Origin of the sequence: Nonomuraea sp. NPDC050536 (assembly GCF_044457685.1) — a bacterium.
Lineage (GTDB): Bacteria > Actinomycetota > Actinomycetes > Streptosporangiales > Streptosporangiaceae > Nonomuraea.
This window is the reverse complement of sequence record NZ_JBITHD010000012.1, coordinates 76,187-94,811: the sequence shown is the minus strand read 5'-3', so window position 1 is coordinate 94,811 and position 18,625 is coordinate 76,187. Positions and strand designations below refer to the sequence as shown.

Genomic DNA, 18,625 nt, shown 5'->3' with positions numbered 1-18,625 from the left:
CGGTATCTCCTGATCGGTGGACTGACCCCCTACGAGTCAGGCGTTCCACCGCGTTCCACAGACCCGGCGGTCTGGGACAGGCCCAGGCGGGCCGCGAGATCGTCGGCGGCAGGCGCTTCCAACGCCTGGTACAGGTGATAGGCCTCCAGCAGGAAGTCCCACGCGGCCGGGTCGTCGCCGACCTGCTCGGCGGTGGTCGCGAGAGCCACCAGCGCACGTGCCCGCAGGGCCGGGACCTGCGCGCCGGACCAGTACCGCAGGGCCTGGTGAAGCCGGGCGGCGGCCGCGGGGTCACCGCGGCGCGCTTCGATCTCGCCGAGACTCAGCTCGGTGAGCGCCAGCCCCCACTCGTGCCCCCGGTCGCGGAACAGGTCCGCCGCGGCGGTCAGTGCCTGCTCGGCCTCCGCCTCCCGGTGCGACTGGTGCGCGAGCGCCTCGCCCAGCGCCCGTAATCCCTGGGCGGCCCCAGCGAGATCACCGATGCGCTCGAAGAGCGTGGCGGCCCGTCTGGCCGCCTGCTCCGCCTCCTCGGCCCGGTCGCAGGCCAGCAGCGCGCCGGCAAGGCCCCGCAAGGTATAGGCCTCGACGAACAGGTTGCCGCGAGACCGGGCGATGGACAGCCCGCCACGGATGGTGTCGACGGCCTCGGCCGTGTCGCCGCGCTGGCGCCGCACGAATCCCAGGCTCGTGAGGGCGATGGCCCTGGCGAGAGGCAGGCCGACGGCCTCCAGCCGCTTGGCGGCCGTGCCCAGCTCGACCTCGGCCTTGTCAAGGCTGCCCTGCAGGCCCAGGATGAAGCCGATCTCATGACTGGTCAGGGCGACTCCTGCCTGGTCGCCGACCTCCTCGGCCAAGGTCCGGGCGGCACGCAGTACCGACAGCGTGGCCTCCCGATCGCCGAACTCGGACATGCAGGTGCCGAGCCCGCGCAGCATCGCCGCCTCACCGGTACGGTCGCCCGCCCGCCGGCAGGCCTCTCCCGCCACCCGCATGGCGCGCTGCCAGTCGTCGTAGTAGCTGCGCAGCTCGTAGAAGTCGGCGCTGCAACCTGCCAGCGAGCGCGCGGCCGCGGCCAGGCCCACTTCGGCGCAGGCCGTCACCAGTGCCGCGAGCGACTGCCGCTCCGCCTCGAACCACTCGACGGGCTCGTCGCCGCCGGCGGCCTGCACCGGATCGCCCCTGTCGTCGAGGTAGAGCCGCAGGCAGTGCAGGCCGTCCTGAGCCTGCCGGGCGCGGGCCAGCCATTCGGCGGCGGCCCTGGCCAGCGCGGCCGTCCACTCCTCCGCGCTGGTCTCGGCCTGCCGCCGCTCCCGCGCGTACAGTCTCGTCACGTCGTGGAGCCGGTATCGCGGCTGCCCGGCCCGGTCAGGACCGAGAGACTCCAGCAGCCGCGCGTCGAGCAGCTCTTCGAGGACGGCGGTCCCCTCCACCGGATCGACGCCCAGCAACGCGCCCACCGACCACTCCGGGAACGAGGGCACGCTCAGCTCGCCGAGCAGCCCGAACGCCCGTGCGGCGCCCGAGGTGAGCCCCCGGTAGGCGAGGTAGAGCCCCGGACGTACGGCCAGGTCGCCGTGGCGTAGTTCGTCGAGCCGCCGGCGCTCGTCGGCCAGCCGCTTGTTGAGCGTGCTGACCATCCAGTGCGGGCGCGCGGCCAGCCGGGCCGCGGCGATCCTGACGGCCAGCGGCAGCCCGCCACAGGCCGTGACCAGCTCGGCCGCCGCCGCGGGCTCGGCCTGCACGCGTTCCCTCCCGGCCACCTGGCAGAGCAGCTCGACGGCCTGCGGGCCGGGCAGCGGCTGGAGGTCGATGGCGCTCACGCCGGGAAGGCCGGTCAGCGGTAGTCGGCTGGTGACCACCACCGCCACCTCCTTGGCCGGGATCAATGGCTCGACCTGGCGGTATCCGTCGGCGTCGTCGAGGACGAGCAGCACCTGCCGCCCCGCCAGGCGGGTACGGAAGAGCCCGGCCCGGGCGTCCACCCCGGCGGGCAACGTCGATCCGTCCACGCCGAGCACGCGCAGCAGCTGGGCGAGGACTTCGGCCGGGTCGACCGGATCTCCGCCCGCGCCCCGAAGCGCCACGTACAGCTGCCCGGCGGGAAACCAGGACGCGAACCGGTGGCCCGCGTGCACGGCCAGGGCCGTCTTCCCGACGCCCGGTGGCCCGGAGAGCGCCACCAGCCGCGCATCGCGCTGCGCGGCCGGGTCGAGAACGGCGCCCAGCAGGGAGAGCTCGTCCACGCGGCCGACGAAGTCGGGGAGGTCCGCGGGAAGTTGCCTCGGCGGTAGGTCCACGGCCCGGACGTCGCCTCCGGCGGGAGTACGGCGATCGGGACGGCCGGCGCGGCTGGCCCAGAAGAGCGCGCGCCCGGCGTCGACGAACTCCGCACGCTCGTCGCCGGTCAGCTCGAGCGCCACCGTGAGCTGCTCGACCGAACGTGGTCGTGGACTGCGGCCGCGGCCGCGCTCCATCTCGGCGACGGAGCGGGAGCTGAGCCCGGCCCGCTCGGCGAGGGCTTCCTGGGTGAGGTGGAGGCGCAGCCGGTGACGGCGGAGCAGCACCGCGAACGGGCTCGCTGATTCAGGGGCATCGCCCATGATCATGTTCGTCAGGCTACCGCACGTCCGGTAGAACGTCGGGCTGAACGTCATGGCTCAGCACAGGGCCTCCGCGTTTCCATAGCCCTGTCGGCGCGCACTGGGTGGCCGACAGCGGAGGAGGATGCCATGACCCGCACCATCACCAGGCTGACTGACCGTCTCGTCAACGTCTTCGCGCCCAAGGGGACCGCGCGAGCGGCCACCTTCTGCGGTGAAGAGTTCTGCTACTGCAGCGGGATGTACCTGTACAAGCGGGAGGTCTGCGTGCTCAGCGATGGCTCGGTGTGGCGCGGCAACTGCGTCAGTGTCGGCAAGGGCTGCTGAGCGGCCCTTCCCGCTCAACCGTGTCAGAGCCTGCTCGCCGTCCTGTCCGCCGCCCGCGCGGCGAACGGACCACGCGGCGACAGGCCCTGCGCGACCCGGCGACGCCACCGGCCGCGTCGCCGACCTGTTGGACGAACTGATCGAGCTCTTCGCGCCCGCACCGACTTCCCGGAGGAGACCTGATGTCGTATCTGGCCGCGGCCATCGCCCTGATCGGCCTGCTGGCCGCTCTCAACCTGCTGTTCACCGTGGGCGTGGTGCGCCGGCTGCGTGACCAATCCGCCGAGCTGGCCGCGCTTCGCGAGAGCGGCCAGGCCAAGCCCCGCCCGGTCGACGATGTCGCGCTACCGGTCGGCGCACCGGCCGGTGCGTTCGCCGCCACCACCATCGACGGCGAGCCCGTCACGCTCGGCACGTTCGGTGAACGCCCCCTGGTGGGGTTCTTCTCCCCGCGGTGCACGCCGTGCAAGGAGCAACTGCCCACCTTCGTCAAGTACGCGGCGGCCCGGCCAGGGGGCCGCGACACCGTACTGGCTGTGATCGTCGGGACCGAGGAGGAGGCGCAAGAGACGGCCGAGCTGCTTCGTCCGGTGGCGACCGTCGTGGTCGAGCCTGACGCCGGGCCGCTCCAGAGGGCGCTCGGCGTGACGGGGTTCCCGGCGTTCCTCCTCATCGAGGGTGAGACGGTCGCCGCATCGGATTACGTCTTCCTGCCCGTCGCCGACCGTGACCTCGCGGTCCCGGCCGCGGGCTGACCTCCCAGTCCATGTCGCTCCGTAGCGCCGGGCGGGCGCTGGCTCTCGCCCGGCACGCCGCTCCCGCGCAGATCGCCGCGTACTCGCTGCTGTCCTTCCTCAGCGGGATCGCCCCGCTCGCGACCGCGTGGCTGACCAAGTTCATGATCGACCGTCTCGCGACCGCGTCGGTGCGGTGGCTCGACGTCCTCGGGCTGGTCACCGCGCTGGCCGCGGTGGGAATCTCCACCGTCCTGATACCGCACGCCGTCCGTTACCTGCGGGCGGAGACCGACCGCCGCGTCCTGTTTCTCGCCACCACGCGGCTGTACGCCGCGGTGGACCGTTTCGTGGGGCTGCGCCGCTTCGAGGATCCCGCCTTCCTGGACCGCCTCCAGATCGCCCGATCCAGCGGGGTCACCAGTCCGGCGATGGTGGTGGACGGCGGGCTCGGCATGGTCAAGGCGCTGCTCACCGTCATCGGATTCGCGGGCACCATCCTGCTGCTCGGCCCATGGGTGGCGGTGGCCGTCCTGCTCGCCGCCGTACCGGCGCTGCTGGCCGAGCTCGCGCTGAGCCGCCGCCGGGCCAGGATGGTGGCCGAGACAGGCAGGGCCGGGCGGCGCGAGATGTTCTACTCCGGCCTGCTCACCAACCCGCAGGCCGCCAAGGAGCTGCGGTTGTTCGGCGCCGGACCGTACGTGTGGCGCCGCATGGCCGCGGAGACGCGGACGATCCACGACGCCCACCGCCGGATGGACCGGCGGCAGCTGACCGTGCAGGCCGGGCTCGCGCTGCTGGGTGCGGCGGTGGCGGCCACCCTGCTGCTGTGGGCGGTCCGCGCCGCGGTGGCCGGCGAGCTGACCGTCGGTGACGTGGCGCTCGTGCTCGCCGCGGTCGGCTCTGTGCAGAGCGCCCTCGCCGGTCTCGTCGGCGATGTGGTGTCCGTCCACCAGGCGCTGGCGCTCTTCGGCCACTACCTCGCGGTCGTGGATGCCGAGCTCGACCTGCCCGTCCGCGCCGACCCTGTGCCGACTCCGGCGTTACGGCGTGGCATCGAGCTGCGCGACGTCTGGTTCCGCTATGCCGAGGACCAGCCATGGGTCCTGCGCGGCGTGAACCTGGTGCTGCCCGCCGGAGTCTCGACCGCCGTGGTCGGGCTCAACGGGGCGGGGAAGACCACGCTGGTCAAGCTCCTGTGCCGGCTCTACGACCCGACCCGCGGCGCGATCCTCTGGGACGGGGTCGACCTGCGCGATCTCGATCCGGCGGAGCTGAGGCGCAGGATCCGCGCCGTCTTCCAGGACCCGACCTCCTACGACTTCACGGCCAGGGAGAACATCGCCATCGGCGATCTGACCGCCCTGAACGATCATGCCCGGATCGAGGGTGCGGCACGCAGGGCGGGCCTGCACGGCGTCCTCGCCGGTCTGCGCCACGGCTACGAGACGATGCTGACGCGGATCTTCTTCTCCGAGGCCGACCGGGCCGATCCGGGCACCGGGGTGGTCCTCTCCGGCGGGCAGTGGCAGCGGTTGTCGATCGCCCGCGGCCTGGTGCTCGACCGGCCGGACCTCCTGGTGCTCGACGAGCCCAGTTCCGCCCTGGACGCGGAGGCCGAGCACGAGATCCACGTACGGCTGCGCGCGCACAGGCACCGGCTGACCAGCGTGCTCATCTCGCACAGGCTGGGGGTGGTGCGCGAGGCGGAGGCGATCGTCGTGCTGTCGGACGGGCGGATCGTCGAGCACGGCACCCACGACGAGCTGGTGGCGCATGAGGGCGCGTACGCCCGGCTCTTCGCGCTGCAGGCGGCCGGGTATCGCGCTTCGGAGCCGGAGGAGCTCGTGTGACCGGCCTTCTCGCCGGTGCAGGGGCGCTGCTGCTCGCCGCTGTGGTCGCCGTCGCCGTGTTGCGCCGGCAGGTCGTCGTGGTGTCTGTCAGCGGGGCCAGCATGATCCCGGCCCTGCGGCACGGGGATCGGTTGCTGGTGCGCCGGGTGGCGGGGGAGACGCTGCGCCGTGGCGACGTCGTGGTCCTCACCGAGCCGGTTCCGTGCCGGCCGGGCGCGGCTCATCGTCCCCGCTGGATGGTCAAGCGGGTCGTCGCCGTGCCGGGCGACGCGCAGCCGTCGTTCCTGCCCGCCTGGGTGCGGCGATCTGAGGGCGTCGTGGCGCCCGGTAACCTCGTCGTCCTCGGCGACAACCCCGAGTTCAGCCGAGATTCCCGGCATTTCGGCGCGATCCCCGCCGACCGAGTGGTCGGCGTCGTCCTGCGCCACGTCCGATCGTGACCTCGCGCCGCCGGGTCAGACGGTGGCCGGCCGGCGAAGGTCGACGTCGACCGCGGCCCGCTTGGCGGAGACGATCGTCCAGGTGGTGGTGAACGCGGTGACCAGCACCACCGCGGCGAAGGCCACGAGGGTGGGCATGTCGGGGTGGACCAGGGACTGGCCGCGTCCGGCCTGCCAGGTCACAACGGCGACCAGGCCGGCGTAGCCGAGCGCGGCGCTGCCCACCAGGCGGGCGCGCACCCGCTCGTCACGCAGCCAGGCGTGCCTGGTGGCCAGGGCGGCCAGGACCGCGGTGAGGATGAGCAGGGCCTGGATGCCGTGCAGGGCGAAGAAGTGCGGGACCCGGAAGTCGCCGCCGGTGACGCTCCAGTTGGTGAGGGGCATGCCGTGGCCGTCGGGGTCGCCGATGCCGTGACCCTGGTACATCGGGATCTGGGCGCCGTTGGCGTCGGTGACCGTACGAGAGTGGATGCCGGTGACCATCCAGTAGAGCGGGATGAGCATGCCCGCGGTGGCCAGCCCCAGCCCGGCGCGGATCGCACGGGTGAGCGCGGGACCGGCGGTGCGCTGGATCAGCACCATGATCGCGATGATCAGCTGCGCGATCAGGACGGTCATCACGCCGTAGGTGAGGATCGGGACCAGCGCCAGGGTGATCGGGTCGCTCTGGTCGGCGTTGAAGTGGCTGAAGGTGCCGCGGGCCGCCTGGGTGGTGATGGCGGCGACCTCGGCGGTCGCCGCGACCGCGAAGACGGTGCCGACCCACCAGCCCAGGCGCCTGCCCTTGTTCAGCTTGGACAGCAGCCACGCCAGCGTCCCGGCGTAGAGGGCGAAGGCGAAACCGAACTTCAACGGTTTGATCCACACCGACTCACCCAGCAGGGTGCGGCCGTCGATCACCAGGCCGACACCGCAGACCAGCATCAGGGCGAACATCAGGGCCGCGCAGAGCAGCAGAGGACGATGCCAGGACTTCATGGGGGCTCCAACCACGACTAGCGTTTGCGAATATGCAAAAGCTAACTTGCATTCATCGATTCGTCAACGCTTGATCTGGCATCAAACCATGTAATCAAGCAGACTTGCAATGAGTCTGGCGGTGAATGCAAACAGGCCCTACTTGCAATGGGTTGGATGCAGGCCACCCGCCCCGGTGATCACGGCACCTGACACTTTGCCGATCAGGAAGAACGAGGGCGCGAGATGGCTCGACGGCGGGCCCGCACCAGCGCAAGCAAGGCCAGGAGCACCGGCAACGGGCTCGACTGGTCGGGCGATGACGGCATCAGCCACTGGGGCGGCGGTCAGCGCCGGCCCTGCCGCATCTGCGGGAACCCCGCCTTCCTGGTCGACGACGACGGCCGCCCGTGCCACAAGGTGTGCGCCGAGGCCGAGGCCCGCGCCACCACGGCGGCCGCCGAACCCGCCATACCCGCCTGACCTCCTGGAGGACCCCCATGAACGCCGTTTGGTGCCCCGAGTGTGGCTCTGCCGACGTCGAGCCCGCCATCGAGGAGAACATCCTCGTCTGCCAGGACTGCCACCACACGATCACCGCCTGACCATCCGCGAGAGGAACCCGCCATGACCCAGATGACCATCGTCGGCAACCTGGTCGACCCGCCCGAGCTGCGGTTGACCCCCAGCGGGCAGGTCGTCGCCCGCTTCCGCGTCGCCTCCACGCCCCGCTTCCAGGACAAGGCCGGGCAGTGGAAGGACGGGGAGACCCTGTTCATGACCTGCACGGTGTGGCGCAAGCCCGCCGAGTACCTCGCCGAGTCCGGGTTTGAGCGCGGCCAGCGGCTGATCGTCGTGGGGAAGCTGCGCTACCAGGTCCTCCGCTCCCGAACGTGTCCCCAGCCGCCATCTAGGCCGGTGACCCACGTTCGGGAGCGGAGGGCCGTTCCCCCGGTGTCCGGGGCCAGGATCTTCGAGCCGTACTGAGCTCGGCGAACTACATGAGGCCCGGCACGAGGCGTCGGCGCCGGGCTCTCGTAGACTCCGCGGTCATGACAGAACGATGGCCCTTCATCCACCACGTGACCTTCATCGCCGCGGACCTCGAGGCGAGCACGCGCTTCTTCACCGCCGCGCTGAAGCCCCTCGGTGTCGTCGGACAGGCGGCTGACGGCGGAGCGGAGTTCTGGGAGGAGGAGTTGGAAACCCCGTCCTTCGGTCTGTATCCCGCAGGCGATGCCACGGTGACTCGGGGCGCGCACATCGCATTCACCGCCCGCGACCGGGCCGCGGTCGACGCCTTCCACGCGGCCGCGCTGGCGGCTGGCGGCAAGTCCCGGCACGAACCCCGGCATTGGCCCGAGTACGGCGCCTACTGCGCGTTCGTGGATGACCCGGACGGCAACAACATCGAGGCGGTGTACAAGGAGCAGGCGTAGGGCCAGCACCTGGCGGTGAGCGCGGCGGTGGTGCGGTTGGCCGAGCGGACGCAGCTGGATCCGGCGGTGCTGGCGGGGTAGGACAGCGGGCGCATACGCGCAGCGATCATGGGGGTTCGCCGGAGTACACCAGAAGGACACCGTGGGCCGGGGCGATGTACCGGATAAGGGACCGTTATCGGGTACATAGCCGACGTCACGGTGCCGTTGACCAGCAACGGGGCGAAGTCGAGAGCCGCGCGACTCGGGCACGTCATCCGGTACATCTCCAGACCGGCCCCAGCCGGACATGATGACGATGACCTGCGGGATGCGGCGGCGCGGTGTGTTTCTTCTGTATCTTGGCCGCCTGCCGGGTGAACGTGGACAGCTCGGGGCCGCGGCGTTCCGGCGGGGTTTGGCAGCCAACCGGTCGTGAGGAAGGCCCAGGAGCTAGATGTGCCAGTAGGCCCCATGGGGGCCTACCTGGAGTCGAACCAGGTGAGAAGGAAGCCCTCGGATGGCCTCACGACCGGTATGCGAGGAAAGCGGGAAGGCTAGATTCAAAAGGAGTTTGAGAAGGAAGCCCTCCCATGGCCTCGCGGTCCCAACCGTATCAGGCGGGGATCAGCTCGTGCAGCGTCCCTGGCGTGTACATCCGCGACCCCGACGGCAGGCCGGCCGGAGCCTCCCGCCCGATGTAGGTGGTGTGCCTGGCCGAAGAGCTTTTCGTACGCAGCAGGTCGGCCAGGTATCGGACTCGCAGGTAGTCGCGTTCCACGATCGAGCGCACCAGCAGGGAGGCGGTGACCCGGTTGCCCTCCACCCGGTTGAAGCCGGGATGCCCCTTCAGGTAGAGATGCAGCCATTTCACCCGCCATGCGCCGTCGTCACCACGCAGGAAGACGAGCGGCAGGGCGATCCGCCCGGAGCCGCGCAGGTCGGACTTCATGCGTACAGTGCGCGGCTCGAACGGCCTGCCTTCCTGCTCGGCGTCCCTGGTCATGTACCCGAAGAACGCCTCGGCGGCCTCGTCGAACCGCTCCCCGGCGTAGATGTTGACCTGGGGAATGATGATCGGCTGGGTCGCGTCGGCGAGACGGATGTTGATGAACTCCGACGCACCATGGGGCGCTGGCGCCTCGGTGAGGTCGCCGGAGTACTCGGCGAAGCCGTTGGCGTAGTTTGTCCACGCGATGTGCGTCGGGTTGTCGTAGGAGGCGTCGAGCATGAGCGCCGACAGATCGTAGTCGGTGCGCTGCTCGGCCTGGCGCCAGTGGACGAAGAACCTGAGCAGCTCACCGTCGACGGTCGAAAGCGAGCCGCGGGGCAGCATGCCGAGCCCGGGCGCCACCGCCTTGCCCGACAACGGCAGGGCGACATCAAGCACGTCGGGATCGACGATCAGCTCGCCAGGATCGGGGAGGCGACGGGTGATCTCCTCATCCAGGATGGCCACCGCCCGCGACAGGACCTCCTGCTCAAGCGGCAAGCGGGAATCGGATGTCGTCCACGCCCTACCGTACCGGTTGGTGAAGATGCGCCTGGCGGCGGGGGCGAGCCGGTTTTGCAGGTGCTCGCGCAGGGACAGCAGGACGCGGCCGGAGGCGCCCGTCACGGCTTTTTCCGCGGCGTCCAGTACGGTCGACGCGGACGGGCCGGTCCGCAGCAGGTGGTCGAGGCGGCGCAGCAACGCGCCGGGCGCATTCTCCAGCAGTTCGACGGCGTCGGCGGTACGGCCCGCCGACAGGGCGGCCTCGACGCGGCTGTCGAAGCCGGTGGCCTGGCGCGTGCCCCTGGCCACCTCGAAGAGGCGGGCGGCCCGTGGGAACTGCGGGTACTCGTGAGGATGCAGCCGCTCGCCAAGCCGCTTCCACTGCTCCCGGTGGCGCGGCACGTCGCCGAGCTTGGCCGGGGTGGCGACGCCGTCCAGGGCCTGCAGCAGGGCGCGGCGCTCGGCGCGGCGGAACGAGCGGAACCTGGTGGGGGTGGCCAGCGTGACATCGCCGCCGGAGCAGCCGCAGGCGAGCCGCAGTACGTCGGTCACCGTGTCAACGAGCAGCGATTGGCCGGCGGCCAGCCGTACCTCGTTGACGACAGCGCGGTTCTCCCGCACGGGGACGCGCTCCGGCTGGTCGGCGCAGAACAACGCCAGCGAGCGCAGTGCCGCCAGATCCTCGGCGGCCAGCGGCACCTCGGAGCCCGCCAGCGAGAAGTAAAGCTCCCGCGCCTCCGATTCCAGGCTCCCGCCCAGCTCCAGCACGGTCACCCGGTCCCCGGACAGCTGGATCAGCTCGGCGTGAGCGGCCAGCAGGTCGGCGTAGGTGTGCTGGTAGTGGCCGTAGCCCGGCAGGGTCAGCAGGTTGAGCGTCGGCGGCTGGAGGCGCGCGGCGGCGACCGGGTCGAGCAGGGCCTCACGCAGCAGGCCGGCCCAGAACTCCAGGGTGTCGGGCACGTTCTTGGGGAAGTCGATGAAGTAGGAGTTGTGCTGGACGTGGTCGCCCACCAGGCCGCGGACGGCGGCCAGGATCCGAACGCCGAGATCCACCGCGCTCTCGCCGCGCAGCCTCGACAGGCGTTCGAGCAGGGCCGCCGAGCACTTGAAGCCGACGCTCAACAGCGCGGCGTCGAGTTGGCGGGTGGCTGCCTCTCCCCAGCCCGGCGTGGAGCCGGCAGGGGCATCGATGGGGACGCGAAGCCGCCGGGCGATGACGAGGCTCTCCAGATTGTCCACGAGCGCACCCTATAGCCGAAACATGCCCGCACGCTGCGGCTTTTCTGGGTACGCGATCATCAGCCGATCTCGGCGATCAGCGGCGGGCGTGGGTGGACAGTTCGGGCTCGGCGACCTCCCGTCCGTACAGCTGCAGACTCTCGAGACGCTATACGCGCAGCGATTACACAAGGCGAGGCTGTCAGCGAACAGGACCGGGAGACAGCACGACGGGCAGATCGCCGAGCTGCGTGCGGGACTCGCCGGTGAACGCCAATCCCTTCAGGAGGCCCGCGTCCAGCGCGCCGAGGCGGCACTCCGCTACCTGGCGGCTGGGGACATGTTCGGGAGCGGAGGGCCGGTAGGACGGTCCCCGCCCACACCGCAACTCCCCGAGCACAGCGATGAACTCGGTCAGATCAGTGACCGACCCGGATCCGGAACCGTGCCTCGCTGTTTCCCCGCGACGCCTCCCGATATGTGGAGCTGTACTCCCGGCAGGCAGATTCCAGAAGCCGGGAGCGTATGGATTCGTACGGGAAAGGTGACTCCATCCAGCCTGCCCGGGCACTCTGGTCCCGTCCCCAGATGCAAGACGGATCCACGCGGCATCTCCCTGAGCCTCCACACTTCTCAAACGGAACGGAGATCCATGAAAAACCGCGAGCGTGCGCGAGCCCTGACGCGAATGACTCTCGCGGCTGCCCTGGCCGTGGGGGCCCTACTGGCCGCTGCCGGCGTGGCGGAGGCCTCGACGTACTACGGCCAAGTTAAGGCATGCCGCGGTTACACCAACCCTGGCGCCTACCCGTACGGAGTCCGGCTCAACCCATGCCTCGATTCCATCCAGTCGAACGGCCACTGGGTGTGGGGTGGCGTCGAGGTGTTGTCCCCGCAGACCGACATCCACATCTACAGCCAGACCGGCTGGAAGTACCGCGGCAGGGACGGCAACCCCTGGCCCGGCGAACCCCACTGGAACGGAGCGGTCCTCGACTGGGGCAGCCAGCAAGGGCATTACGGCCCCAACTATGTCGTCAACCAGGAGTATGGCCAACACGTCGACCCGGGCCACTGCTACTACAGCAAGATCTGGTTCACCGAAAGCGGTCACACATACGGGCCCGCCGAATCGCCCGGCGACTGCTTCTGACGAAAGCCGAGGCCGACCGAGCCCGTGCGGCGTGCTATCCGCCGGTCGCCCAGTCGCCCACGGTAACCGCAACGGAACCTCTCAGAGGGCATCTGAAAAGCGAAGTTCATGATTGATTGCCGGTTACGCGTCTCGCCAGGTTGGGGTCATCGAGGTCCAGGGAGCAGGCTTCGGCGGCGCGGGTTCCGCACACGTAGATCGTCTCGAACAGGACCCGGTCACGGAGCCGGTCGAGGGGGACGTCCGTGCGCGGCCGACGGCTACAGATCGAGCCCAGAACCTTGGTGATGTCGGCGGTCGCGGCGGGCCGGGGCAGGTTCTTGGACACCTTGATGGTGTCGATCTTGTCCATGGGGTTGGCGTCGAGCAGGTCGTGGCGCACGGCCCACTTGCACCAGGAGGCGACGGCGGCGCGCTTGCGGGTCGCGGCCGACAGGGCGCCGATCGCGGTAAGGAACTGCCGGATGGGCGGCGCGGTCAGTTCGGCGATCTCGCCGTCGCAGTGCGCGGTGAACTGGAGGAGATCGCCGCGGTAGGCGCGCAGGGTGTGCGGGGAAGCGCCCGCGTTCTTGCGGTCGGTGAGGAAGTCGTCGAGATGACGGGCGAGCGGATGCTCGCGCCCGAGGTGTTCGACGATCACCGGATCCACGTCCTCACCCTCCCGTGCGCCGAGTTGCCAGATAACTGGGAATCGAACGGCCCATCGTGGAGGGATGATTCCCTGCTCACCACGGCCGTTCGATCTTGGTCTTGCCAGATAACGAAGGTTATCTCGCAACCCTTCGGTGGACGAGGCGTTCAGGCTGGAGCTGTGGATCTTTTCAAGACTTCGCCAATCCGGCCGGGGTGCACGGTGGACGATTACGATATGCACAGTGATCTATGGGAGGATTTTTCCATGGTATCCGTTAAGCAGATTCAAGTCGCTTTCGATTGCGCTTCACCTGAGCGTGTCGGTCGCTTCTGGTGCGAGGTGTTGGGGTATGTCGCGCCGGCACCGCCTGAGGGGTTCGCCAGTTGGGACGACTTCAATCGCACGCTGCCGCCCGAGCAGCGGGACTCATGGTTCGCATGCAGCGACCCCTCGGGTGTCGGTCCGCGGCTGTACTTCCAGCGCGTTCCCGAAGGCAAGGTCGCCAAGAATCGGCTGCACCTTGACGTGCGGGTCGGCACCGGACTCGTCGGTGCAGAGCGCCTGGCAACCCTCGAGGCCGAATGCGCACGATTGATCCCTCTCGGCGCGAAACGCGTGCGGCTCCTGCCCGCCGATGAAGAAAACGAGTCGTGCCTCGTGATGCAGGACATCGAGGGCAACGAGTTCTGCCTGAGCTGACGAACGTCTACCTCGTTGAACGCGACACAGACCTGACTCGCTGATCGGCTCCCACGGGGAAGGCTGTCCGTCAGCTCTCCCTTCGCACCGCGCCGCTGTTGATCTCGGGAAGATCGGGGATCTCGCCGAGTTCGCGCAGTCCCTCGGAAGGCCCGGACGAAGCGATGGCATAGCGGGCCAGGAAATTCACGTGGGCGTGGCCCAGCGGGCTGAGCCGGGCGACGTCCTCGTCCTTGACGGGCACCCCCTGGGCGCGGAGATGTTCAGGACCCGGCGCGGGGGCATTCCCATCAATCCTCGTCGTCGGAGTCGTCGGCGTCAGGATCGTGCAAGGCCCGCCGCCCGGCGCCCAGCTGCGGACGTTGGAAGGAATAGCGGCCGTGCACGTTGATGTGCCGCCTGATAAAGGGACTGAGCCGGGCCACGTCGTCATCCAGCACCGGATAGCCCTGCGCCCGCATCTGGTGTAAAGCGTCGTCAATGTAGACGGTGTTCCACAGCACCAGGCAGTTCAAAACAATGCCCAGGGCTCCTAATTGGTCCTCCATTCCCTCGTAGTACCGCTGGAACACCTGGCTTTTGCGGCCGTGGAAGACTTTATGCGCCAGATCGTGGCGGCCTTCACTTTTCGGCGACACGCCGCGTGTTGGGAATGCATTTCCCCAGTGGCTTAAAGACCGCTACGACGCGAATGCCCGGCGCCGGGGACTGTCCCTGTCGCTGTACTTGGAGCGTCTCAGCGAGCTTGACCATCTGCTCACGACCGGGGAAGCCGACACCCTGCCGCTTGACCAGCAACTGAGCGCATAAATGCGTAGGCCCCGGTATGCCAACCGGGGCGTGTCCTACGTCGTCGGGAGATCAGCCGTTCTCGGCAGCCAACCGAGTACCGATATCTCTCGGCACAACCCCGCGCCAACGGGGCTGCAGTAAGCCGGGCTGTTACCAAACGTCCCGGGTGTTCACCAGAACCACAACCAGAGCCGCAACCCCTCTGGAAGCGGGTCTTACCAGCCCGTCTCTGGAAGAAACAGAGCCGCCTAGCGCGTAGCCACCCCCGCCGACGAATGCAAAACGCCTCGCCCGTGCTCAGGCGAACAGGGCGTCGGGCCTAGCTCAGTGCGGCGGCGGCTCGCTGCTGGAGCAGGTCCTCGTGGGCGGGGTCGGTGCGGAGCGTGAGGGTCAGCCCGTTCTCGGCGGCGTCGGCGAGGACTGCCAGCAGGGTGGCGAACTGCTCGGGAGGCTCCGCGCCGAGCAGTTCCTCGGCGTGCTCCACGACCAGGGCGACGGGGCCGGTATCACGTAGCGAGTCGGTCAGCGCGTCCCAGTTGCGGCCGAAGTAGTCGGGGAGGCGCAGCGCCCGCGCCACCTCCTCGAAAAAGGCGGCGCGGGTACGGCAAGCCCGCCCGTCCACCACCGCCGGTGCCGGGCTGGTCGACACCGTCAGCCAGGACGGCAGCGGACGTGCGGTCATCGCAATCCCTAGAGCCGGTAGAAGTCGGTGTAGTGATTCGGCGAGAACCACGTCACGCCGGTGCTGCGGTTGACGACGATCCGGTACGCGTCACGCGCGGCGCCACGTGACCGGGAGTACACGTCGTACTCATAGTAGGTAGCGGTGCTGGGGAGCTGGCCCTCCCGGTTGTAGAAACGCCCGCCGGTGTAGTTGTACCTGCCGTTGGGCCAGGGGTACCAGCCGCTCGTGGTGGGGTAGCCCTTGGTCGCCCAGATCGCGTTCGCCGAGCGGGCGTCGGCGCACCGGGCCATCGTGCAGGAGTTGTAGACGGCCGCGTTGGCGGGGGAGCAGCCGCCCAGGGAGATGAGGGACGCGCCGGCGACGAGGATGACGGCGAGCCGTACCGGCCAGGAAAGTCTGGAGCGCTGCGGAGCGTGCACGGAGCCTCCTTGCGGATATGACGGACATAGTCATGGTCGCCGGTCATCCCGGTCAAATAGCAGTGAAAGCCCTCAAAAGTATGGTGAACACTGCGCGGACACCCCTGTGGGTTCCTCGTGACGGTCGATGACCCCGGTCCGCACCTGGGCCTCGGCGATTCTGGCCAGCGCAGCGCGCGCCTCGTGCCGGAGTTCGGAGGGCGCGAGCCGTACGGGGGCGGCGATGGTCACCTCGACCACCAGGTGCCGGGTCGCGGCCACCCGCAGGAGGGAGGCCAGCAGCGAGTCCTCCCCGACGTAGCAGCCGCGGGTCGACGTCGACTCCCCCTCGCGGTAGCGCAGCGTCGCCGGGCGCACCGCGGCGCCCGCGTCGATCGCGGCCTGGAACACCGCCGGACGGAACGTCCCCATCCCGCGCCCGCACCAGGTGGTGCCCTCGGGGAACGCGATCACCGTGTCGCCCGCCCTGAGCGCGCTCGCGATCGTCGCGACGGCCGACGGCAGCGCGGACAGCCGGTCCCTGTCGATGAACAGCGCGCCCGAGCCCGCGGCCAGCGTACGGATGAGCGGCCACTCGCCGACCTCCCGCTTGGCCAGTGGGCGGGACGGCACGGTCGCCGCCATGACCAGCGGGTCGAGCCAGGAGATGTGGTTGGCCACCAGAAGGGCTCCCTCATCGGGCGCAGGGGTGACAGCTTCCGTGATCTCCACCCGGAGGCCGAGCGCGCGCAGCATGAGGCCGGCCCAGGTCTTCGTGATCTCCGCTCGCCGTACCCCTCCGGACCGGCTCATCGCGAGGGAGATGGGGATGCCCGCGAGCAGCACGAGACAGGTCGCGAAGAGCCGCGCCAGGCGCTGGACGGGCCCGGCGACGGCGGCCGGGGCCTCCACGCAGGCTTCGGGAGAGCACGGCCCCATCCGCAGCCAGGGATTGACGGCCGTGCTCACAGCGGCTGTCCCAGGAAGTACCGCAGGTAGCGGTTGTTCACTCGGGCCATCGAGAGCAGCACGAAGAAGTCGGCGGTGCCGAAGTCCCGGTCGTGCGCCGGCGCGCCGCACACCCAGGAGCCCAGCCGCAGGTAGCCGCGCAGAAGATCAGGCGCTACGAATCGGTCGGAACGGACAGCGCCTTGGTCGTGCCACGGGCGGCGCGGGGTGACGCGATACTCCGCCGGGCCCAGCGGCACCCGCTCGACGACACCCGCCGCGAGGGCACCGCCATCGTCGAGGGGCACCGAGCAGCACCCTGCCAGCCATTGGTGGCCGCCGTTCACCATGTAGCGCGCGATGCCCGCCCACATCAGGCCGATCACCGCACCGTTGCGATGGTCGGGGTGCACGCAGGTACGGCCCACCTCGACCAGGTCCTTCCTGAGGGGCGCGAGGTTGCCGAGATCGAATTCGGTGTCGGAGTACAGCCGGTCCGTACGCCCAGGGGGAAGCAGCCGGTAGGTGCCGACCACCCTGTCGCCGTCGCGGACCAGGAGGTGGTCGCAGGAGGCGTCGAACCTGTCCACGTCGAGGCCGGAGACGGGGCTGTCGAGGCGCGCCCCCATCTCCTCCGCGAAGACCTCGTGCCGCAGCCGCTGCGCGGCCTGGACGTCGGCGGCGCTTGTGGCCATGCCGACCGTGTAGCGAGCAGTGTCAAGAGAGATCGTCATGGGCGCGGTCCTTCCCTGGAAGCGTCTCGCGACCATGTCGACATGTCGAAATGACGGCGAAAGCTCCCACCGAAGGCAGAAAGACGTCCGCCCGGTGAACCTCACCCCCGGAGCGCGGAACTCATCGCCTTGGCGACAGATCGGCCAGGAAGGAACACCCCGGCGAGCAGGGAAGCGGCTGCGAGGATGGCGCTCGCGGTGATGGCGACGGTGAATCCGTCGGTGAACTGCCGCGGCGTGGCGAAGCCACCCCCGGCGGAGAACGCGGCCACCAGCGCGGCGACCCCGAACGCGCCGCCGAGCTGGCGAAGCGTGCTGTAGGCGCCGGACGCCTTGCCCATGTCGGCCGGTGTGACGGCGCCGAGCACCGCACTCTGCGTGGCGGGGATCGCCGCTGCCACGCCCGTGCCCGACAGCACCAGCGGGATGATCATCCACCAGTACTCCAGGTCCGGTGCCGCGATGGCGGCGATCCACAGCATCGACGCCCCGTGCAGGGCCATCCCGGCCACGAGAAAGGGACGCTCGCCGTACCGGGAGATCAGGCTGCCCGCCACCCGCGGGACCAGAATCGTCATGGCGCCCCACGGCACCAGCTGCAGCCCCGCCACCAGCGGCCGGGAACCGAGGCCGAGCTGCAGGAACTGTGCCATGTAGAAAAGCGATCCGAGGGTGGACGCAGACAGCAGGAAAATCGCCGCGTTCCCGGCGGAGAACGCGCGGGACCGGAACAGGCGCATCGGCAGCATCGGCTCGGCACGGCGCAGCTCCACCGCCACGAAGGCCACGGCCAGCGCTCCGCCTGCGATCAGAGGCACGGCTGCCGCCTTGACAAGCCCGAATACCAGGGCGAACGCGGCCCCGGTGCCGAGCACCAGACCAGGCAGGTCGACCCGGGTTCGCGCGCCATGGCTCTCGGGGATGAGGCGCGCGACCGCCGGGATCATGACCGCGACGATCGGCACGTTCAGCCAGAAGATCCACCGCCAGGAGAACCCGTCCACGACCGCGCCGCCCAGCAGCGGGCCGACCGGGACCGACGCGCCCACCACCGCGGTGAAGGCGCCCAGCGCCTTGGCCCGCCCGGCCGGCGGGACGGCCGCCCCGAGGAGCGCCAGCGCCAGCGGCATCACCGCGGCCGCCCCGGCGCCCTGCACGGCGCGGGCCGCGATCAGCCAGCCGGCGTCCGGCGCGACCGCACACCCCACCGAGGCGGCACCGAAGATCGCCAGTCCTGCGGCGAACACCCGTCTGCGCCCGAACCGGTCCCCCAGCGCGGCGGCCGTCAGCATGAGAACCGCGAAGCTCAGGGTGTAGGCGTTGACCATCCATTCCAGTTGCTCGCCCGAAGCGTCCAGCGCGGCCTTGATCGAGGTCAGGGCGGTGGACACCACGGTCGCGTCCAATCCGACCAGGAGGGCCGCCACAGCCGTCAGCCCGAGAACCCATCCGGATGTTCTTGTTTCGCTCATGTCAGGCTAAGACACCACCCGATCTGGAATCAGACCGTTCCTTCTTGGGGCCGCCCGGTGTCACAACA

Annotated in this window: 20 protein-coding genes; 9 read left to right on the top strand and 11 right to left on the bottom strand. The window is 69.9% G+C overall.

Features of this window, described 5'->3' with window-relative positions; translation table 11 throughout:
• Positions 1–29 precede the first annotated feature (29 nt).
• A complete protein-coding gene (locus ACIBHX_RS30375; RefSeq protein WP_397070733.1) occupies positions 30–2,606 on the bottom strand; it encodes an ATP-binding protein in 2,577 nt (858 codons plus the stop codon).
• Positions 2,607–2,729: 123 nt separating this feature from the next.
• Here ACIBHX_RS30375 and ACIBHX_RS30370 point away from each other — a divergent pair, with 123 nt between their 5' ends.
• The 4 genes from ACIBHX_RS30370 (at position 2,730) to lepB (ending at position 5,954) form a co-directional block, all read left to right on the top strand.
• Positions 2,730–2,927: a hypothetical protein gene (locus ACIBHX_RS30370; RefSeq protein ID WP_397070732.1), complete on the top strand. Its 198-nt coding sequence runs from the start codon at positions 2,730–2,732 to the stop codon at positions 2,925–2,927.
• Between the two features lie 182 nt (positions 2,928–3,109).
• Positions 3,110–3,682: a TlpA family protein disulfide reductase gene (locus tag ACIBHX_RS30365; RefSeq protein WP_397070731.1), complete on the top strand. Its 573-nt coding sequence runs from the start codon at positions 3,110–3,112 to the stop codon at positions 3,680–3,682.
• Positions 3,683–3,693: 11 nt separating this feature from the next.
• The gene (locus ACIBHX_RS30360; RefSeq protein ID WP_397070730.1) at positions 3,694–5,514 is read left to right on the top strand and encodes an ABC transporter ATP-binding protein; all 1,821 of its coding nucleotides are present in this window, start codon (positions 3,694–3,696) and stop codon (positions 5,512–5,514) included.
• Positions 5,511–5,954, top strand: a complete 444-nt coding sequence (gene lepB, locus ACIBHX_RS30355) for a signal peptidase I (protein ID WP_397070729.1) — start codon at positions 5,511–5,513, stop codon at positions 5,952–5,954. Before ACIBHX_RS30360 ends, lepB begins: the two co-directional genes overlap by 4 nt.
• Positions 5,955–5,969: 15 nt before the next feature.
• Here lepB and ACIBHX_RS30350 read toward each other — a convergent pair whose 3' ends face one another.
• Positions 5,970–6,932: a hypothetical protein gene (locus tag ACIBHX_RS30350; RefSeq protein WP_397070728.1), complete on the bottom strand. Its 963-nt coding sequence runs from the start codon at positions 6,930–6,932 to the stop codon at positions 5,970–5,972.
• A 225-nt stretch (positions 6,933–7,157) separates the two neighbouring features.
• Between ACIBHX_RS30350 and ACIBHX_RS30345 the strand changes: the two genes are divergently transcribed.
• The 3 genes from ACIBHX_RS30345 to ACIBHX_RS30335 all read left to right on the top strand — a co-directional run bounded on the left by ACIBHX_RS30345 (position 7,158) and on the right by ACIBHX_RS30335 (position 8,350).
• Complete coding sequence (locus tag ACIBHX_RS30345; protein ID WP_397070727.1) at positions 7,158–7,394, top strand: hypothetical protein; 237 nt, start codon at positions 7,158–7,160, stop codon at positions 7,392–7,394.
• A 144-nt stretch (positions 7,395–7,538) separates the two neighbouring features.
• Positions 7,539–7,898, top strand: coding sequence for a single-stranded DNA-binding protein (ssb, locus tag ACIBHX_RS30340; RefSeq protein WP_397070726.1), 360 nt, complete (start codon positions 7,539–7,541; stop codon positions 7,896–7,898).
• A 65-nt stretch (positions 7,899–7,963) separates the two neighbouring features.
• Complete coding sequence (locus tag ACIBHX_RS30335; protein ID WP_397070725.1) at positions 7,964–8,350, top strand: VOC family protein; 387 nt, start codon at positions 7,964–7,966, stop codon at positions 8,348–8,350.
• Between the two features lie 595 nt (positions 8,351–8,945).
• Here the strand turns inward: ACIBHX_RS30335 and ACIBHX_RS30330 are convergent.
• Positions 8,946–11,063: a hypothetical protein gene (locus ACIBHX_RS30330; RefSeq protein ID WP_397070724.1), complete on the bottom strand. Its 2,118-nt coding sequence runs from the start codon at positions 11,061–11,063 to the stop codon at positions 8,946–8,948.
• 667 nt (positions 11,064–11,730) lie between these two features.
• Between ACIBHX_RS30330 and ACIBHX_RS30325 the strand changes: the two genes are divergently transcribed.
• Positions 11,731–12,195 (top strand): hypothetical protein, encoded by a 465-nt coding sequence (locus ACIBHX_RS30325; protein ID WP_397070723.1) that lies wholly within the window; start codon positions 11,731–11,733, stop codon positions 12,193–12,195.
• 106 nt (positions 12,196–12,301) lie between these two features.
• Here the strand turns inward: ACIBHX_RS30325 and ACIBHX_RS30320 are convergent, their stop codons facing one another.
• On the bottom strand, positions 12,302–12,844 hold the full coding sequence (locus ACIBHX_RS30320) for a tyrosine-type recombinase/integrase (RefSeq protein ID WP_397070721.1): 543 nt from the start codon (positions 12,842–12,844) through the stop codon (positions 12,302–12,304).
• A gap of 249 nt (positions 12,845–13,093) precedes the next feature.
• Between ACIBHX_RS30320 and ACIBHX_RS30315 the strand changes: the two genes are divergently transcribed.
• The gene (locus ACIBHX_RS30315; protein ID WP_354923011.1) at positions 13,094–13,528 is read left to right on the top strand and encodes a VOC family protein; all 435 of its coding nucleotides are present in this window, start codon (positions 13,094–13,096) and stop codon (positions 13,526–13,528) included.
• Between the two features lie 70 nt (positions 13,529–13,598).
• On the opposite strand, the gene ACIBHX_RS30310 is transcribed toward ACIBHX_RS30315, so the two are convergent.
• The 7 genes from ACIBHX_RS30310 to ACIBHX_RS30280 all read right to left on the bottom strand — a co-directional run bounded on the left by ACIBHX_RS30310 (position 13,599) and on the right by ACIBHX_RS30280 (position 18,557).
• Positions 13,599–13,772 carry a hypothetical protein gene (locus ACIBHX_RS30310; protein WP_397070720.1) on the bottom strand — a complete coding sequence of 58 codons (174 nt, stop codon included), beginning with the start codon at positions 13,770–13,772 and terminating at the stop codon, positions 13,599–13,601.
• 46 nt (positions 13,773–13,818) lie between these two features.
• Positions 13,819–14,166, bottom strand: coding sequence for a Tn3 family transposase (locus ACIBHX_RS30305; RefSeq protein ID WP_397070719.1), 348 nt, complete (start codon positions 14,164–14,166; stop codon positions 13,819–13,821).
• Between the two features lie 473 nt (positions 14,167–14,639).
• Positions 14,640–15,002, bottom strand: coding sequence for a barstar family protein (locus ACIBHX_RS30300; protein WP_397070718.1), 363 nt, complete (start codon positions 15,000–15,002; stop codon positions 14,640–14,642).
• A gap of 8 nt (positions 15,003–15,010) precedes the next feature.
• Entirely contained in the window at positions 15,011–15,424 is a 414-nt protein-coding gene (locus ACIBHX_RS30295) for a ribonuclease domain-containing protein (protein ID WP_397070717.1), read from the bottom strand.
• 72 nt (positions 15,425–15,496) lie between these two features.
• A complete protein-coding gene (locus ACIBHX_RS30290; protein WP_397070716.1) occupies positions 15,497–16,372 on the bottom strand; it encodes a lysophospholipid acyltransferase family protein in 876 nt (291 codons plus the stop codon).
• Positions 16,369–17,085: a GNAT family N-acetyltransferase gene (locus ACIBHX_RS30285; protein WP_397070715.1), complete on the bottom strand. Its 717-nt coding sequence runs from the start codon at positions 17,083–17,085 to the stop codon at positions 16,369–16,371. The genes ACIBHX_RS30290 and ACIBHX_RS30285 overlap by 4 nt, the downstream gene beginning before the upstream one ends.
• A 101-nt stretch (positions 17,086–17,186) precedes the next feature.
• Positions 17,187–18,557 carry an MFS transporter gene (locus ACIBHX_RS30280; RefSeq protein WP_397070714.1) on the bottom strand — a complete coding sequence of 457 codons (1,371 nt, stop codon included), beginning with the start codon at positions 18,555–18,557 and terminating at the stop codon, positions 17,187–17,189.
• Between the last annotated feature and the right edge of the window lie 68 nt (positions 18,558–18,625).

What these genes read in the sequence shown, in the direction of transcription:
- ACIBHX_RS30375 (WP_397070733.1), bottom strand. Translation starts at nt 2,606, where the DNA reads ATGATCATGGGCGATGCCCCTGAATCAGCGAGCCCGTTCGCGGTGCTG.
- ACIBHX_RS30370 (WP_397070732.1), top strand. Translation starts at nt 2,730, where the DNA reads ATGACCCGCACCATCACCAGGCTGACTGACCGTCTCGTCAACGTCTTC.
- ACIBHX_RS30365 (WP_397070731.1), top strand. Translation starts at nt 3,110, where the DNA reads ATGTCGTATCTGGCCGCGGCCATCGCCCTGATCGGCCTGCTGGCCGCT.
- ACIBHX_RS30360 (WP_397070730.1), top strand. Translation starts at nt 3,694, where the DNA reads ATGTCGCTCCGTAGCGCCGGGCGGGCGCTGGCTCTCGCCCGGCACGCC.
- ACIBHX_RS30350 (WP_397070728.1), bottom strand. Translation starts at nt 6,932, where the DNA reads ATGAAGTCCTGGCATCGTCCTCTGCTGCTCTGCGCGGCCCTGATGTTC.
- ACIBHX_RS30345 (WP_397070727.1), top strand. Translation starts at nt 7,158, where the DNA reads ATGGCTCGACGGCGGGCCCGCACCAGCGCAAGCAAGGCCAGGAGCACC.
- ssb (WP_397070726.1), top strand. Translation starts at nt 7,539, where the DNA reads ATGACCCAGATGACCATCGTCGGCAACCTGGTCGACCCGCCCGAGCTG.
- ACIBHX_RS30335 (WP_397070725.1), top strand. Translation starts at nt 7,964, where the DNA reads ATGACAGAACGATGGCCCTTCATCCACCACGTGACCTTCATCGCCGCG.
- ACIBHX_RS30325 (WP_397070723.1), top strand. Translation starts at nt 11,731, where the DNA reads ATGACTCTCGCGGCTGCCCTGGCCGTGGGGGCCCTACTGGCCGCTGCC.
- ACIBHX_RS30315 (WP_354923011.1), top strand. Translation starts at nt 13,094, where the DNA reads ATGGTATCCGTTAAGCAGATTCAAGTCGCTTTCGATTGCGCTTCACCT.
- ACIBHX_RS30300 (WP_397070718.1), bottom strand. Translation starts at nt 15,002, where the DNA reads ATGACCGCACGTCCGCTGCCGTCCTGGCTGACGGTGTCGACCAGCCCG.
- ACIBHX_RS30285 (WP_397070715.1), bottom strand. Translation starts at nt 17,085, where the DNA reads ATGACGATCTCTCTTGACACTGCTCGCTACACGGTCGGCATGGCCACA.
- ACIBHX_RS30280 (WP_397070714.1), bottom strand. Translation starts at nt 18,557, where the DNA reads ATGAGCGAAACAAGAACATCCGGATGGGTTCTCGGGCTGACGGCTGTG.